This window comes from Actinoplanes sp. NPDC020271 (assembly GCF_044388125.1).
Taxonomy (GTDB): domain Bacteria; phylum Actinomycetota; class Actinomycetes; order Mycobacteriales; family Micromonosporaceae; genus Actinoplanes.
On the sequence record NZ_JBIRWQ010000016.1, the window covers coordinates 67,750 to 83,368 of the forward strand.

The window sequence follows — 15,619 nt, forward strand, 5'->3', positions numbered from 1 at the left end:
CCCGCCGCGACCTCGCGTGCCGGCGGGAGCGCGGCCGGGGCGGTGACCGGCAGCGGGCTCGCGGGCCGGGTCAGTGCAGGACCGGGGCCGGGGCCGGGGCGTCGCAGACCTCGGACATGCGGGCGATCTGGACGGCGGTGTCGGCGTCGGGGATCAGCGACCGCAGCCGGGCCGGGTCCAGCGGCGGCACCTCGACGTGCGAGATCAGCGGGTGGTACGGCCGCCGGTCGGTCTCCCCCGCCCCGAACAGCGTCTCGGCCAGCTTCTCGCCGGGCCGCAGCCCGGTGAACTCGATCGGGATCTGCTTGCCGGAGAGCGCCACCATCTGCCGCGCCACCTCGGCGATCCGCACCGGCCCGCCCATCTCCAGGACCAGCGCCTCCCCGTCGTGCCCGATCGCCGCGGCCTGGATGACCAGGTGCACGGCCTCCTGGGTGGTCATGAAGTAGCGGGTCACGTCGGGGTGGGTGACGGTGACCGGCCCCCCTTCGGCGATCTGGGTGCTGAACGTGGTGAAGACCGAGCCGCGGCTGCCGAGCACGTTGCCGAAGCGGACGCTCAGGAACGTGCCGGGCCGCCGTCGCGCGGTCCACGCCGTCAGCCGTTCGGTGATCCGCTTGGAGTAGCCCAGGACGCTGGACGGATCGGCCGCCTTGTCCGTGGAGATGTTCACGAACCGTTCGACCGACTCGGCCGCTTCCAGCACGTTCAGCGTCCCCAGGACGTTGGTCTTGACCGCTTCGGCCGGGTGCCGTTGCAGCAGGGCGAGGTGTTTGAGGGCGGCCGCGTGGAAGACCACCTGCGGTCGCCGGGTCCGCAGGATCTCCCGGATGCGCGGGCCGTCGCGCAGGTCGGCCAGGATCACCCGGGGGTCGTCCAGGCCGGCGCGGGGGTCGATGGAGAGCTGGACGGCGAGCAGCGACGTCTCGTCCCGGTCCAGCATCATCAGTTCGGCCGGCCCGAAGTGGTGGATCTGGCGGCACAGCTCCGAGCCGATCGACCCGCCGGCCCCGGTGACCAAGATCCGCTTGCCGGTCAGGTATCCGCCGATCATGGACAGGTCGGTGTCGATCTGGTGACGCCCGAGCAGGTCGGTGACCTGCACCTCGCGGATGTCGCCGACCTCGACCGCGTGGTTCATCAGTTCGCTGACCGACGGCACCACCCGGAACTCGGCCCCGGCCGCGGTGACCCGGTCCCGCACGTCACGGACCAGTGCCGCGTCCGCGTTGGCGACGGCGAAGACCAGCAGCTCGGCGCCGGTCTCGGCGAGCGCGCCGACGATGTCGTCGCGCGTGCCGAGGACCGGCACCCCGCGCAGGCGCAGGTGCCGTTTGCGCGGTTCGTCGTCGATCAGCCCGACCGGGACGTAGCGGCCCGACGAGTCGTGCAGCATCGAGTCGACCAGCAGTTCCGCCGCCGAGCCGGCCCCGAAGAGCAGCACCGGGGCGGCGCCGCGCGGCCGCCGGAGCCGGGAGAGCCGGGCCCGCCGCACGTAGCGGAACCCGAGCATGAGGACGAGCGCGACCGCCCCGCCGACCGGGGGCAGGCCGGGCGGGATCGGGTGGCGGGAGAGCAGCAGGTCGGCCGCGGTCAGGCCGAGGGTGACGACCACCGCGGTGGAGGCGACCGCGCGGATGTCGTCGAAGCCGGCGAACCGGTAACGCCCGCGGTACAGCCCCCGGGTGTGGCCGACGGCGGCCTGCATCGCGACGGCCAGGAGAGCGAGGGCGAGGGCGCCGGCCAGTTCGTGACGGCCGGGGGCGAGGTCGTACCGGGCGAGGACGGCGGCCAGCAGGCCGGCTGCCCACGCGGCGCCGTCCACGAGCAGCGGCAGCAGGCGAGCAGCCCTCATGACCGGCACTCTAGCAGGACAAATATGGATTAAAGCGGACTATTTCGATACCGGAGAAGTACCCCATACACCGCCATATCGTTGCCGCGTGGGTCCGCGCGATTACCTCCGTGTCGCCAGACGGCACTGGTTGTTGATGCTGGCCTCGGTGCTGAGCGCGCTCGGCGTGGCCCTGGTCGTGAACCTGAACACCACCCCGGTGTACGCGGCACGGGTCACGTTCTTCTTCTCCACCCCGGGCGTCGGCGCCTCCGACCTCTACCCGGCCAGCATGTTCAACACCAGCCGGCTGTCCACCTACGCCAGGTTGCTGACCAGCGACGAGGTCGCCACCCCGCTGGCCGGTGAGCCCGGCATCGACCTGAACCCGCAGCAGGTACGGGACGCGATCTCCTCGGAGACGGTCGCCGACACGGTGATGATGGAGGTGAGCGTGCAGGATCGGGACCGCAACCGGGCGTTGTTGCTGCTCACCCGCGTCACCACCCGCTTCGAGACCGCCGTCGAGGAACTGGAGCGGCCGGCGCCGACCGAGCCGTCCACCGTCAAGGTCACCGTCGTCTCCGGGCCGGCGCTGGAGGACGACCCGGTCGCGCCGAACTCGCTGAACAACTTCGCGCTGGCCACGGTCGCCGGGCTGGTACTGGGCGCGATGGGCTCGGTCGGGCGGGAGGTGGCCGACCACACCGTACGCACCGGCGAAGCCCTGCAGGTGCTCGCGTCGGCGCCGGTGCTCGCGCGGGTGCCGATGGATCCGGGTGGCCCGTTCGTCTCGTCGAGCACGTCGGCGCGGACCGAGGCGCTGCGCGAGGTCCGGACGCAGGTGCAGTGCGCCGCCGCCACGAACTCGGTCAAGACCCTGGCCGTGACCAGCGCCGTCCCCGGCGAGGGACGGTCGGCCACCGCGTGCGGGCTGGCGCTGCTCTTCGCCGAGGCCGGGCAACGGGTCCTGGTCGTCGACGCCGAGTTGCGCCACCCGCGGCTGGCCTCGTTCCTGGGCCGGGAGGACGCGGCCGGGCTCAGCACCGTGCTGGACGGGACCGCGATGCTCGAACAGGTGCTGCAGCCGTGGGGCGCGGGGCTGTGGCTGCTCGCCAGCGGGCGCACCCCGCCGAACCCCAGCGAGCTGCTCAGCTCCCCGCGGATGACCGAGCTGGTCGACGACGTACGCAAAAGGTTCGACGTCGTGATCTTTGATTGTCCCCCGCTGCTCCCGGTCACCGACGCTGCCGTGGTCGCCGCCCGCGCCGACGGCACCCTGCTCGTCGTGCGGGCTCGCCGCACCACGTCCGCCCAGGTCACGCAGGCGGTCCGATCGTTGCACGCGGTCAACGCCACGCTGCTCGGCTGCGTGCTGAACATGGTGACCCGCAAGGGCCCGGACGCGGTGCCGAGCTACGACACCTATCTGTCCGGCCGGAAGCCGCCACGTGCCTGGGGCGGCTGGAAGATGCAGGCGGCCGCTTGATGATCGGAGCCCGATGATGGAACTCCCCTATGTCACGGTCGTCATCCCGTGCTGGAACGAGGTCCGGTTCGTCGACGCCTTCCTCGACTCGGTGAAGGCGCAGACCTACCCGGCCGAGCGGATGGAGATCCTGCTGGTCGACGCGATGAGCGACGACGGCACCCGCGCGATCGTGCGGGACCACGCGCTGCGCGAGCCGAACATCCGGCTGCTCGACAACCCGGGGCGCAGCCGCCCGGCCGCGTTGAACCGGGGCATCGCCGAGGCCCGCGGCGACGTCATCGTGCGGCTCGACGTGCACGCCGAGTACGAGCCGGACTACCTGCTCAAATGCGTGCACGGGCTGCTGCACAACCCGGACGCGGACAACGTCGGCGGCATCCGGCGGCCGCTGCCGCGCGACGACACCGCGATGGGCCGGGCGATCGCGGTCGCCAGCACCGACATGTTCGGGGCCGGTGGCGCGCGGTACCGGACCGGCGCGGGCGGGCCGCAGTGGGTCGACACCGTGTTCGGCGGCTGCTACCGGCGCACCGTCTTCGAGCGGGTCGGCGTGTTCCACGAGCAGCTGGACAAGGCGCAGGACCGGGAGTTCAACCAGCGGCTGCGAGCCTCCGGCGGGAAGGTCCTGCTGCTCCCGGACATCTGCAGCACGTACTACGCGCGCAGCGACTTCCGCGAGTTCTGCGCATGGACGTTCGAGGCCGGCTACTGGCCGTTCCGCGCGTCGCGCTCGGTCGGGCGCTGGATCGGCTCGTTCCGCAACGTCGTGCCCGTCGGCTTCGTCGTCACGCTGACCGCGGCCGCCGCCGGTTCGGCCCGCTCCTCCCGGGCGAGGTGGGCCGCCGCCGGGATCGCCGGGCTCTACGGCGCCGCCGCGCTCGCCTCGGCCGGCCGGCTGGCCTGGCGCCACCGCGATCCGGCGCTGCTGGTGACGCTGCCGATCGTGTTCGCGACCACGCACGTCGTCTACGGGATCGGCTCGATCTGCGGCGCCCTGGACCCGGCGGCCCGGCGCGGATGAGCACGGCCCTGCCGCATGCTCGCCGGTGACCTCCCGGGCCTCAGAACACTGCTGCGGGCCGTGCCTGCCGCCGTGCGGCGCGACTATGTCTCCACCCTGGCCGTCCAGTGGTTCGTGCTCGGCACCGGGCTCTACCTGTTCCACCTGGTCGCCCAGCGCGGCAGCGTCGAGGGGTTCGCCTACTACCAGATCGCGCGAGGCACGGTCAGCACCTTCCAGCCGGCCCTGCTGCTCGGGCTCGGGCTCGGGCTGCAGCGCTACCTGCCGCGCACCGAGCACACCACCCGGCGGCTCGCCCGGCACGCCCTCTACGTCGAGACCGTGCTGGTCACCGTCGTCGGCCTGGTCGGCGTCAGCGCCGGCACGCAGATCGCCGGCGGCCTCGGCCTGACCGGTGGACGCGAGGCGGTCATCGCGATCGTCGTGATGCTCGGCGGCAACTGCCTGTGCTCGGCCGGGCTCGCCGCACTGCGCGGCAACCATCAGATCCTCGACTCGAACCTCATCTACGGACTCGGTCTCGGGCTGATCCCGCTGGTCGCGTTCCTCTCCGCCGAGACGATCGAGGAGTTCCTGATCATCCAGGGCGCCGGCGCCACCGCGGTCGGCCTCTGGGGCACCCTGGTCGTGCGCCGCCGTCCCGCCACCACCGTCGAGGGTCAGGAGCCAACCCTCAGAACCCTGCTCGCGTACGGCATCAGACGCATGCCCGGTGAAGTAGCGCTGCCCACGCTCTACACGTTCCCGACCTTCGCCGTGGCAGTCGCCATGCCCGGTCAGCCGGACGCGGGCTACGTCGGCTTCACCACCTCGGCGGTGACCCTGATCTGCTCCTTCTTCGCGATGCTGACCCCGGTGCTGATGCCCCGCCTGAGCCGGTTGTTCCACCGTGCCGGGGAGAACGCGGGCGTGCGCCAGCTGCTCACCGCGCTGCCGGTGATCGCCGGGATGCTGGCCGCCCTGCCGACCGCGGTGATCCTGGTGTTCGCGCCGGTCCTGGTGCACGGGTTCCTCGGCCGGGAGTTCTCCTCGGCCGTCCCGATCCTGCGCCTCGGCGTGCTCGCCGCGATCCCGCTCGCCATGTTCTACGCCGCCCGGCCCACGATGGACACGCTGCTCGAACCGAAGTTCATGAGCCGTCTGCTGATCGCCTGTCTCGCCCTGGAGATCGTGGTGACCGCGATCGGGACGGTGTTCCTGACACCACCGCACGCGGCGGTGCTGGGACTCGCCGCCGCCGCCACCGCACTCGGGTTCGACGGGGTGGGACTGGCCGCCTACGCCGTCCGGCTGCCCCGGTCATGACCGGCGAGCCCGCCACCCGCCCCGGGCTGATCGTGCTGTTCGCGTTCCTGGTCACGCTGGCCGGACGGTTCACGTTGTCGCGCGCCGGCCTGGACATTCCGATTGCCGACGACGTACGCGTGCCGCTGTTCCTGATCTTGATCTTGAGCCTGGCTCTGGAGTCGCACCATGTCGGACCTCGCCCGGCCGCGGCCGGGCACGCCGTGCTCGGCATCCTCGCCCTCCTCGCCTACCAGGGAATCTCCGTGCTCTGGGTGCCGCCCGGCACGATCACCGGCCCGGTCCTCGGCGACCTGTGCGCGGTCTTCGGGCTGCTGGTCGTCTACTACAACCTGGCCGCCTGGGACCGCGACCGGGTGACCGCGACCACGCTGAAAATGTTCCACGCGGCGGCCTGGATCTACTTCGCCGCCGCCGCGGCCGGCTTCGGACGCGAGGTGAACGGCCGGTGGGCGGCCCTCGGCGGCGGCCCCAACGTCTTCGTCCGGCTCATGATCCTCGGCATGATCACCTCGTTCTACCTGTACCTGCGCGAGGAGGAACGCCTGATCTGGCTCGTGCCGATCCCGGTGTTCCTGTTCGGGGCCATCGCCTCCGGCTCCCGCGGCGGTCTCGTCTCCCTCGCCGTCACCGTCACCATCGCGCTGCTGGCCATCCGCCCGCGCGTCGACTTCGGCCGGCTCGCCAAACCGTTCGGCCTGATCCTCGTCGTCGCGGTGATCCTCGTCGTCACCGCCGGCCCGACCATCGCCGACTACGTCCAGGCCCGCTTCATCCAGGGCACCCTCGAACAGCAGAACGCGTCGTCCCGCGACGTGCTCTTCGGGATGGCGCTGCGGATCTTCCTCCAGCACCCGTTGCTCGGCACCGGCCTGAACGGCTTCACCGTGGCCAGCGGCTTCGGCCTCGAGCTGTACACGCACAACCTGCCCCTCTCGATCGCGGCCGAGGGCGGGGCGGTCGGGCTGGCGCTGCTCCTGGTCGCGTGGCTGGGGCTGTGGCACGCGTACGCCGGGACGCCGTTGCGCGAACGCAGCCTGGAGGCGCGGTTCGCGGCGTACTGCGGCATCTTCATCGGCTGCACCAACCTCTTCTCCGGTGACTACTACGACGCCCGGACCATGTGGATCATGCTGTTACTGGCTGCCGTCCATCCCGCCCGCGCCCCGGCCACCCTCACCCACCGCTGAAGAGCCGAATCCGGTACCCCATGCCGGCCTCCGCTCGGCACATCCCGCGGTCCTGCCGGGCTTACGGAGAACCATGAACGCCGGCCGGCACGCGCCGCAGGCTCGGCCGAGTAGGAGGCGGCGGCTCATCCGGGGGCCGGGCCGGGGTGCAGCTTCGCGTGAGTGACCGGGGCGGGCTTGCGTCCGGCGGCGTCGAGCAGGACCCGCTCGAAGTCGGCGAAGAGCCGGTCACGGTCGAAGCGATCCCGGCCGAGCTCCGCCGACGCGGCCCGGGCCGCCGCGCACGCCGCGGGATCGCGCAGGAAGCGGGCGGCCAGGACGGCCGCGCCTTCCGGATCGTCCTCCGGGAACACCAGGCCGGCCCCGGTGGCGGTGAGCAGGTCGGCGCCCCAGCCGGCGTGGTTGACCGCGACCGGCCGCCCCGCCGCGAACGCGTCGAAGAACTTGTTGGACGAGTCGCTGCTGAGTTCGGGCACGTTGACGGTCAGGCAGGTCGCCAGGTCGCAGGCGGCGTAGTACGCCACCACCTCGGATTTCGCGACCGGGTCGAGCATGAACACGTTCCGGTTCAGCACGTCGAGCTCGGCGGCGAGGGCGCGGACCAGGTCACGCATCCGGCCGTCGCCGACGATCACGACGCGTACCTCAGGATCGGTGTGGGCGAGACGGGCGGCCATCCGGATCAGGTATTCCACGCCGTTGGCGATGCCGAGCGCCCCGGCGTAGAGGATCATCGGACGGTCCCCGAGCCACGGCGTCGCCTGGCGCAGCGCCGCGCCGCCCCGGTCGGCGCCGGCGAAGAGGTCACGGTCGGCGCCGTTCGGCACGACGGTGACGGGCACGCCGGGGAAGCGGCGCTCGATGCTGTCGGCGATGCCCTGCGAGACGGTGACGACGTGCGCCGACCGCCGGTAGGCCCACGCTTCGAGCCGGTGCGCGGCCCAGCGGGTGGCGGGCGAGCGCAGCACGCCCATCGCGATCGGCACTTCCGGCCACAGGTCGCGGACCTCGAACACCATGGGCACGCGCCGGAGCAGCGCCGCGTACACGCCGGGGATGGCCACGGTCAGCGGGGTGCTGGTCGCGAAGACCAGGTCGTGCCGCAGACGGCCGGCCACCACCGCGGCATGGCCGACGAACCCCAGAAAGGCCAGGATCCTTCGCCGGTACGACATCGTGTTGTCGTACGGCACCGGCAACCAGTGCACCACGATGCCGGCCTCGGTGCTGGTCCTGGCCCGGGTGCCGTCCGGATCACCGGTGATCAGGTGGACTTCGTGCCCACGGTCGACCAGGCGCCGCGCGAACTCGTAGGAACGGGTGCCGCCGGCCATCCCGGGCGTCCTGAAGTGCTGGTGGATGTAGGTGATGCGCACGAGTTCCCCTCACGCCGCCGGGACGCCCTTGACGGTCCGCCCCGATTCCACGTCCCGGACGACGCAGGCGTTGGCCCCGACTCTGGCCCGGTCGCCGACGGACCGGCCCTGCAGGACCGACGCGTTCGTCCCGATCAGCGCCGCCCGCCCGATCCGGCAGCTCCCGGAGATCGCGGCGAGCGGGTTGACCTGGACGTACTCTTCCAGGATGGCGTCGTGACCGACGGTCGCGTTCAGATTCAGGTGGGTGTGCCGGCCCAGGGTCACGTTCGTGGTCACCCGGGCCCCGGCGCACAGCACCACGCCGTCGGCCAGTTCGTTGGCCACGCCGACGGTGGCGGCCGGGTGCACGAGCCGGGCCGCCGGCCGGCCGTACGGTTCCAGTTGCCCGGCGACCCGGGCCCGGACCTGCGGATCGCCGATCCCGATCACGTAGTGCGCGTCGAGGCCGGCGAGCAACGCGCTCGGCCCCAGGCAGGGCACGCCGAGCCGGTCCAGGCAGCGCAGGTTGTCGCCGGTCGGCGCATCGTCGAGGAATCCGGCGACCTTCCACGGGCTGCCCTCGGCGGCGTTGACGGCCGCGACGACGCCGTAGATCTCCCGGCCGTACCCGCCGCAGCCGACGACGACGATGGTCTCAGGCAACCTCTGGCCCCTTCCCGGGCTGGACGGTGCCGGTGAACTCCGGCATGGTCGACTCACCGGGGGCACTGATGCCCTCGCGGCGCAGCAGGGTCAGCGCGGTCCGCACGATGATCCTGACGTTCAGCGCGAGGGACCGGTGGTCGACGTACCAGACGTCGATCGCCAGCCGGTCCTCCCAGCTCAGCGCGTTGCGACCGCTGACCTGGGCGAGCCCGGTGACGCCGGGCCGCACCTCGTGGCGGCGGGCCTGTTCGGGCGTGTAGAGGTCGAGGTACCGCATCAGCAGCGGACGCGGCCCGACCAGGCTCATCTCGCCGCGCAGCACGTTCCACAGCGTCGGCAGCTCGTCCAGGCTGAACGTGCGCAGCACCCGGCCCAGCCCGGTGAGCCGGTCGCCGTCGCTGACCAGCCCGCGCCGCTCGTCGACGTCACGCATCGTGCGGAACTTGACCAGCGTGAACGGCCGGCCGTGCAACCCCGGCCGGGGCTGGCGGAACAGCACCGGGCGGCCGAGCCGGGCACCGACCGCGACGGCGACCCCGGCCATCACCGGGGAGAGGACGACCAGCCCGGTGGCGGCGACCGCGACGTCGATCGCGCGCTGCACGACGTCGGTGGTCCGGGACGGGCGGCTCACCGGTGGCCGTCCAGGAACTCGGCGACGGCGTCGTGCACCCGCTGGATCTCGTCGTCGCGCAGGGCCGAGCCGCTGGGCAGGACGAGACCGTTGCCGAACAGGCGATCAGCGGCGCCGGTCAGGGCCGTACGGGCGTCGGCGAACACCGGTTGCCGGTGCATCGGCTTGAAGACCGGGCGCGTCTCGATGCCCCGGGCGGTGAGGTGCGCGGCCAGGTCACGGGCGTGCCAGCCGGCGAGGGCGGGGTCGGCGACGATGCCGGTCAGCCAGCAGTTCGCACCCGGATCGCCGCCACCGATGAGGGTCACGGCATCGACGGGGGCGAACAGGTCGGCGTACTGGTCGCGTACCCCCTGGCGTCTTTTGATCATCTCGTCGAGGCGGCGCAGCTGGGCTCGGCCGAGCGCGGCCAGGATGTTGCTCAGCCGGTAGTTGTAGCCGATCTCGGCGTGCTCGTAGTGCTCGGCCGGCAGCCGCGCCTGCCCGGCCAGGTGCCGCGCCCGGGCGGCCAGCCCGGCGTCGCCGGTGAGCAGCATGCCACCGCCCGAGGTGGTCATGATCTTGTTGCCGTTGAACGACAGCGCCGCCGCCCGCCCGAACGAGCCGGCCGGCCGTTCACCGTGCGCGGCGCCGAGCGCCTCGGCCGCGTCCTCGACCAGCGGAACGCCGTGCATCTCGCACAACGGCAGGATCCGTGTGTAGTCGGCGCAGGTTCCGTAGACGTCGACGGTCAGCACCGCACGCACCGACGCGTCCGTGGCGAGCACCCCGGCCAGCAGGTCCGGGTCGAGATTGCCGGTGACCGGGTCGCAGTCGACGAAGACCGGCGTCGCACCGGTGTAGACGACAGCGTTCGCGGTGGCCACGAACGTCAGGGTCGGCACGACGACGACGTCGCCCGGGCCCACGCCGAGACCGAGAAGGGCCAGGTGCAGCGCGGCCGTGCCCGAGTTGACGGCGACCGCGTGCGGCACCGCGGCCCGGTCGGCGACCTCGCGCTCGAAAAGCTCCAGATCCGGGCCGGCCGGGGCGACCCAGCCCGACCGGAGAGCGGCGAGCACGAACTCCTGCTCCAGCTCTCCGACGTCGGGGCCGGACAGCAGCACGGTACGTTTCTCGGCAAGCATCCCCCACCACCCATCGGGCCGCGCGTCGGGGGGATTTCGGCTCGGCCCTGGCAATGCTAGCCCGCGCCGGGCGCCGGGACCTATCCGTTGATCCAGGACGGCATGTAGCCGATCGCCCAGAGCACCACCGCGCCGGCCAGCGCCAGGACCAGCCCGGCCAGCGCCCCGGCGCCGATCGCCTTGAACCGCGGGTTGTTGAAGAGGACCGCGCCGATCATCCCGGTGACCGGGGCGATGCAGCAGCCGCCGGTGCCGTAGAAGTACATCCACTGGTGCGGGTCGTCGGTGTCGGTCCACAACCAGTTCGCCGCGAACAGGCCGAGACCGACGTGCACCGCGAGCACGAGAATGCCGACAAGCACCGCCAGAGATCCCTTAGCCACACCGGAACGTTAGCCGCACCGGTCACACCCGCCACGAGGGTGGGGTACCTCTTTCCCGCCGAGTCCGCGCAAAAGCCCATCAATCGGTCGGCTACGCCGGCGCACCGCCCACCCCGCGACTGGACGGTCCGGAGCGTGCCAGATCGTTTCAACTGTTGACGAGAAAGCAGCGGCATCCGTAGCCTGAAGCGCGACTGAAACGTTTCATCATCGAAGAAAGCGGGACCGCCCGATGAGCATCCCCCCGGACCAGATCAAGGAGACGCTGCGCGCCCAGCGCATCGAAACCCCTTCCTGGGCGTACGCGAACTCCGGCACCCGGTTCAAGGTCTTCCCGCAGCCCGGTGTCCCCCGCGACCCGTACGAGAAGATCGCCGACGCCGCCGTGGTGCACCGCCTGACCGGGATCGCCCCGACCGTCTCCCTGCACATCCCGTGGGACCGGGTCGACGACTTCACCAAGCTGGCCGCACATGCCCAGGAGCAAGGCGTCACACTCGGCGCGGTCAACTCGAACGTGTTCCAGGACGAGGACTACAAGCTCGGCTCGGTCACCCACCCCGACCCGCGTGTGCGCCGCAAGGCCACCGACCACCTGCTGCAATGCGTCGACGTGATGGACGCGACCGGCTCCCGCGACATCAAACTGTGGTTCTCCGACGGCACGAACTACCCGGGCCAGGACGACATCCGCGCCCGGCAGGACCGGCTGGCCGAGGCGCTGCGCGAGGTCTACCACCGGCTCGGCGACGACCAGCGCATGCTCGTGGAGTACAAGCTGTTCGAGCCGGCCTTCTACACCACCGACCTGCCGGACTGGGGCACCGCTTACGCCCACTGCCTCGAACTCGGCCCCAAAGCCCAGGTCGTCATCGACACCGGGCACCATGCGCCGGGCACCAACATCGAGTTCATCGTGGCGTTCCTGCTCCGGCAGGGCAAGCTCGGCGCGTTCGACTTCAACTCGCGCTTCTACGCCGACGACGACCTGATGGCCGGCGCCGCCGACCCGTTCCAGCTGTTCCGGATCATGTACGAGATCGTCCGTGGCGACGCACTGAACCCGGCCGCCGGGATCAACTTCATGCTCGACCAGTGCCACAACATCGAGGCGAAGATCCCGGCGATCATCCGCTCGGTCCTCAACATCCAGGAAGCGACGGCGAAAGCGCTGCTCGTCGACCGGGAGGTGCTCGGCGAGGCCCAGCAGTCGGGAGACGTCCTGGGAGCGAACGCCGCCCTGATGGACGCTTTCAACACGGACGTACGGCCGTTGCTCGCCGACCTGCGCACCGAGAACGGTCTCGACCCGGACCCGATCGCGGCGTACCGCCGGTCCGGTTACCAGGAGCGCATCAACGCCGACCGCGTCGGCGGAGTCCAGGCCGGTTGGGGCGCCTGACCCTCCCCCACCACAGCGGGCCTCGCGCCGGGCCCGGCCCACTCCGGCAGCCACCGCGACCCACGCAGTCCGGCTGGTTCTCACCGTTGTCGTTCGTGCCTCACGACAACGGTGAGAACCACCCGGGACCGCAGGACGCGCGGCAACCACCGCGGCTCACGGGGGGCGCGACTCACAGCGGGCGCCGCGACTCACAGCGGGCACCGCGATCCACAGCGGGCGCAGCGACCCACAGCAGCCACCGCGACTCCCAGCAGCCACCGCGACTCCCAGCGGGCGCCGCGCGGGACCGGTGTCAGAGGCGGCGGATTACGGAAACGACCTTGCCGAGGATCGTGGCGTTGTCGCCGGGGATCACCGGATAGAACGGGTTCTGCGGGACCAGCTCGACGTGCTCGCCGCGCAGCCGGAGCGTCTTCACCGTCGCCTCGCCGTCGATCATGGCGGCGACGATCTCCCCGTTCTCCGCGACGGGTTGCTGGCGGACGACCACCACGTCCCCGTCGCAGATGGCGGCGTCGATCATCGAGTCACCCTTGACGTCGAGCGCGAACAGCGTGCCGTGCCCGACCATGCCGGTGGAGACGATCAGCTGGTCCCGCACATGTTCCTCGGCGAGGATGGGCGCGCCGGCCGCGATGTCACCGAGCACCGGGATCGCGACCACCGTCTCGGACGCGACCGGCTCCGCACCGCCGAAGAAGTGTGAACGGTTGCCGAATTTCGACGCGCCGCCATCAGCATGCGGCGGGCGGAGCTCGACGGCCCGGGACCCGTGCGGCTGCCGGCGGAGCAGCCCGTGCCGCTCCAGCACTTTGAGGTGGTGCGCCACCGACGACGGCGAGACCAGACCGACCGCCGCCCCGATCTCCCGCACGGTCGGCGGGAAGCCCCGGTCCCGCACCGAGTCACGGATGACCGAAAGGATGCGCTGCTGCTTGGCGGTTATCCGGGGTGGTGAACCATCCTCGCCAGAATCGGCATCGACGCTCATGACCGCACCCTACCCCATGATTAGATCAGATGTACGAATCGTGACCGGAACCGCACGTTCGGGTAATCCCATCAGCGGACGAAGAGCAGGAACAGACCCGCCCACGTGCACCCGATCATGAACAGCACGAGCGGGAACTCATCAGCCAGCGTGGCCAGCACCGGGCGGCGGTCCGACGGCACCGCCGACAGCGCCGCGTCGTGCGCGACGATCACACCGAGGACGTGCCCGACAAGGATCAGCGTGACCTGCGCGGTCGCGATCGCCGCCGGGACCGGGACCACGGTCCAGGCGGCCCCTGGCGCGAGGCCCCACTGCTGGATCGCCAGGAGGAAGCCGCGCGGCGCCTCGACGATCAGCAGCGACAGGTAGTGGGCCAGCGTGTACCCCACCGCGATCGGGATCAGCGAGGCGGTCACGTCGAGCCGGCCCGCGGTTCCGCGCACCGCGAGCAGCACCCCGGCGCAGACCAGCACCAACGCGCCCGTGGCGTAGAGCTCGGCGTGCCCGGCACGCTGCACGAACCCGGCCCACGCGGGCGACCCGGACGCGCTGTCGAAGACCGTCGAACCCCACCACACCGCCACGAAGGCCGCCAGCGACGCGGACGAGACGGGGAACGGCGCGGCCAGACCGGTCAGCGGGCGGCGCCAGCGGACCGGACTGAGCCGGCCGGCGAGCGACGAGTACACCTCGAAACAGTCACCCCGGGCGAACCACTCCTCACCGCGCAGAACGGCCATCCCGAGTTGCACGATCGCATACCCCACGAGACCGAAACCGATCACCCGGGGATCGGTCCGGTGCGGCGCCACCAACTCGAACCACACGAACGCCAGCAGCCACAACACCGCAGGCCAGGCCCCGAGCCCGTCGGCCGGCCGCACCCCCGCACGCGGCAGCCGCAACCATCGGAACAGCGTCCGCAGCGGATTCACCGCCCGCCACACCGGCCCGAGAATCACGCTCAGCGGCACGAGACCGACCCACAGCCACACGAACAGCGCATGCGCCGCCGGATTCGTCGCGTCCCGCGGCCCGGCCAGCGCATTCCCGGCCAGATAAAGACACAGACCCAAGACGATTGCCTGCGGTACGGCGATCCAGCCGCCCGTCCCCGAGGAACGAACCGTGCCACCACTCAACCGCGGCCTGGTCCACAGCACCGCCGCGATCAGGAAGGACAGCACCACGGTGGCGGCACCGGCCTGCAACACCAGGTCGAGAGGCAGTGGCAGATCGGACGAGCTGCCGACACCGTGAGCGAGCAGGCTCACTTCACTTCGAGCTGCAGCAGCAGCGTGTCCGGGTGGGCCTCGACGTCGAAGAGGCCGGCCCGCGAGGCGACGAAGACGACGCACATCGGCTGGCCGGGCTGCACCTGGTACTCCAGGTCGTACCCGTGGACGTGGATCTGCGCCGCGGTGTCGGCCGAGACGCCGAGCCGGACCTGGCTGCCGAGCGGCACGCTCACCCGGTGGGGCGCCGGGGCGGCCTTCCCGTCCGCCAGCGCGGTGTTCGCGACGACCTGGTCGGGTGTCGCCGAACCGCACGCGGCCGGGGTCGCGGCCTGCGCGGCCGGCGCCTGCGTGCACCCGGGCAGCAGCGCGAGCGCCGCCAGCAGGAACGGCACCAACCGCAGCGACCGCCTCCCCGCCCCACCGTCAGGAACGGCTGCCGAGCCGGACACGACAGGCCGCGCGGGGACCGGCGAACCAGACACAACCGGCCGCGCGGAGACCGGCGAACCAGACACAACCGGCCGCGCGGAGACCGGCGAACCAGACACAACCGGCCGCGCGGGGACCGGCGAACCAGACACAACCGGCCGCGCGGAGACCGGCGAGACGGACGGCGCTGCGGAAGGCGGCGCGCCGGACAAGACCGTCGTGCTGGACAAGGCCGCCGCGGTAGACCGGACCGAGGCGGGAACGACGGGTGCCGGCGACGACACCCCGGGCACGGAGGCGATCGACGAAACGGACCGGCGGGAGCGCGGCGAGACCGGCCGCTGCGCTCGCCAACGGGTCAGCGACAACACCGCCAGTTGCAGGAAGATCGCGATCGACGCCGACGACACCAGCAGCACGAACGAGGCGAACAGGGACGACAGCGAGAACAGGCTGGGCGCCACCAGCAGCGCCTTCACCCCGAGCAACGCCGGCAGGGTCAGGAACGCCGACGACACCAGCAGCAACAGGCCGATCAGCACC

At 71.7% G+C, this 15,619-nt stretch carries 14 protein-coding genes; 5 read left to right on the forward strand and 9 right to left on the reverse strand.

Annotation, left to right across the window (positions count from 1 at the left end; all coding sequences use genetic code 11):
- Positions 1-70: 70 nt before the first annotated feature.
- Positions 71-1,855 carry a polysaccharide biosynthesis protein gene (locus ACH442_RS30070; protein ID WP_396341483.1) on the reverse strand — a complete coding sequence of 595 codons (1,785 nt, stop codon included), beginning with the start codon at positions 1,853-1,855 and terminating at the stop codon, positions 71-73.
- 88 nt (positions 1,856-1,943) lie between these two features.
- On the opposite strand from ACH442_RS30070, the gene ACH442_RS30075 reads away from it, so the two are divergent.
- From ACH442_RS30075 to ACH442_RS30090, 4 genes are read left to right on the forward strand one after another with little or no spacing between them, the layout of a single operon-like run.
- Entirely contained in the window at positions 1,944-3,323 is a 1,380-nt protein-coding gene (locus tag ACH442_RS30075; RefSeq protein ID WP_396341484.1) for a polysaccharide biosynthesis tyrosine autokinase, read from the forward strand.
- 13 nt (positions 3,324-3,336) lie between these two features.
- The gene (locus ACH442_RS30080; protein WP_396341485.1) at positions 3,337-4,347 is read left to right on the forward strand and encodes a glycosyltransferase family 2 protein; all 1,011 of its coding nucleotides are present in this window, start codon (positions 3,337-3,339) and stop codon (positions 4,345-4,347) included.
- 15 nt (positions 4,348-4,362) lie between these two features.
- Complete coding sequence (locus ACH442_RS30085; RefSeq protein WP_396341486.1) at positions 4,363-5,652, forward strand: lipopolysaccharide biosynthesis protein; 1,290 nt, start codon at positions 4,363-4,365, stop codon at positions 5,650-5,652.
- A complete protein-coding gene (locus ACH442_RS30090; protein ID WP_396341487.1) occupies positions 5,649-6,842 on the forward strand; it encodes an O-antigen ligase family protein in 1,194 nt (397 codons plus the stop codon). The genes ACH442_RS30085 and ACH442_RS30090 overlap by 4 nt, the downstream gene beginning before the upstream one ends.
- 125 nt (positions 6,843-6,967) lie before the next feature.
- Here the strand turns inward: ACH442_RS30090 and ACH442_RS30095 are convergent, their stop codons facing one another.
- The 5 genes from ACH442_RS30095 to ACH442_RS30115 form a co-directional block, all read right to left on the reverse strand.
- Positions 6,968-8,218, reverse strand: a complete 1,251-nt coding sequence (locus ACH442_RS30095) for a glycosyltransferase family 4 protein (RefSeq protein ID WP_396341488.1) — start codon at positions 8,216-8,218, stop codon at positions 6,968-6,970.
- Between the two features lie 9 nt (positions 8,219-8,227).
- Positions 8,228-8,863, reverse strand: a complete 636-nt coding sequence (locus tag ACH442_RS30100; protein ID WP_396341489.1) for a NeuD/PglB/VioB family sugar acetyltransferase — start codon at positions 8,861-8,863, stop codon at positions 8,228-8,230.
- Positions 8,856-9,500: a sugar transferase gene (locus tag ACH442_RS30105; RefSeq protein ID WP_396341490.1), complete on the reverse strand. Its 645-nt coding sequence runs from the start codon at positions 9,498-9,500 to the stop codon at positions 8,856-8,858. Before ACH442_RS30105 ends, ACH442_RS30100 begins: the two co-directional genes overlap by 8 nt.
- Positions 9,497-10,627 carry a DegT/DnrJ/EryC1/StrS family aminotransferase gene (locus ACH442_RS30110; protein WP_396341491.1) on the reverse strand — a complete coding sequence of 377 codons (1,131 nt, stop codon included), beginning with the start codon at positions 10,625-10,627 and terminating at the stop codon, positions 9,497-9,499. The genes ACH442_RS30105 and ACH442_RS30110 overlap by 4 nt, the downstream gene beginning before the upstream one ends.
- A gap of 80 nt (positions 10,628-10,707) precedes the next feature.
- On the reverse strand, positions 10,708-11,010 hold the full coding sequence (locus ACH442_RS30115) for a hypothetical protein (protein ID WP_396341492.1): 303 nt from the start codon (positions 11,008-11,010) through the stop codon (positions 10,708-10,710).
- A 232-nt stretch (positions 11,011-11,242) separates the two neighbouring features.
- Between ACH442_RS30115 and rhaI the strand changes: the two genes are divergently transcribed.
- The gene (gene rhaI, locus ACH442_RS30120) at positions 11,243-12,412 is read left to right on the forward strand and encodes an L-rhamnose isomerase (protein WP_396341493.1); all 1,170 of its coding nucleotides are present in this window, start codon (positions 11,243-11,245) and stop codon (positions 12,410-12,412) included.
- Positions 12,413-12,707: 295 nt separating this feature from the next.
- On the opposite strand, the gene lexA is transcribed toward rhaI, so the two are convergent.
- The 3 genes from lexA to ACH442_RS30135 all read right to left on the reverse strand — a co-directional run bounded on the left by lexA (position 12,708) and on the right by ACH442_RS30135 (position 15,618).
- A complete protein-coding gene (gene lexA, locus ACH442_RS30125; protein WP_396341494.1) occupies positions 12,708-13,406 on the reverse strand; it encodes a transcriptional repressor LexA in 699 nt (232 codons plus the stop codon).
- Positions 13,407-13,477: 71 nt separating this feature from the next.
- Positions 13,478-14,683, reverse strand: a complete 1,206-nt coding sequence (locus ACH442_RS30130; RefSeq protein WP_396341495.1) for a hypothetical protein — start codon at positions 14,681-14,683, stop codon at positions 13,478-13,480.
- Positions 14,680-15,618, reverse strand: a complete 939-nt coding sequence (locus tag ACH442_RS30135) for a hypothetical protein (RefSeq protein ID WP_396341496.1) — start codon at positions 15,616-15,618, stop codon at positions 14,680-14,682. The genes ACH442_RS30130 and ACH442_RS30135 overlap by 4 nt, the downstream gene beginning before the upstream one ends.
- Position 15,619 lies beyond the last annotated feature (1 nt).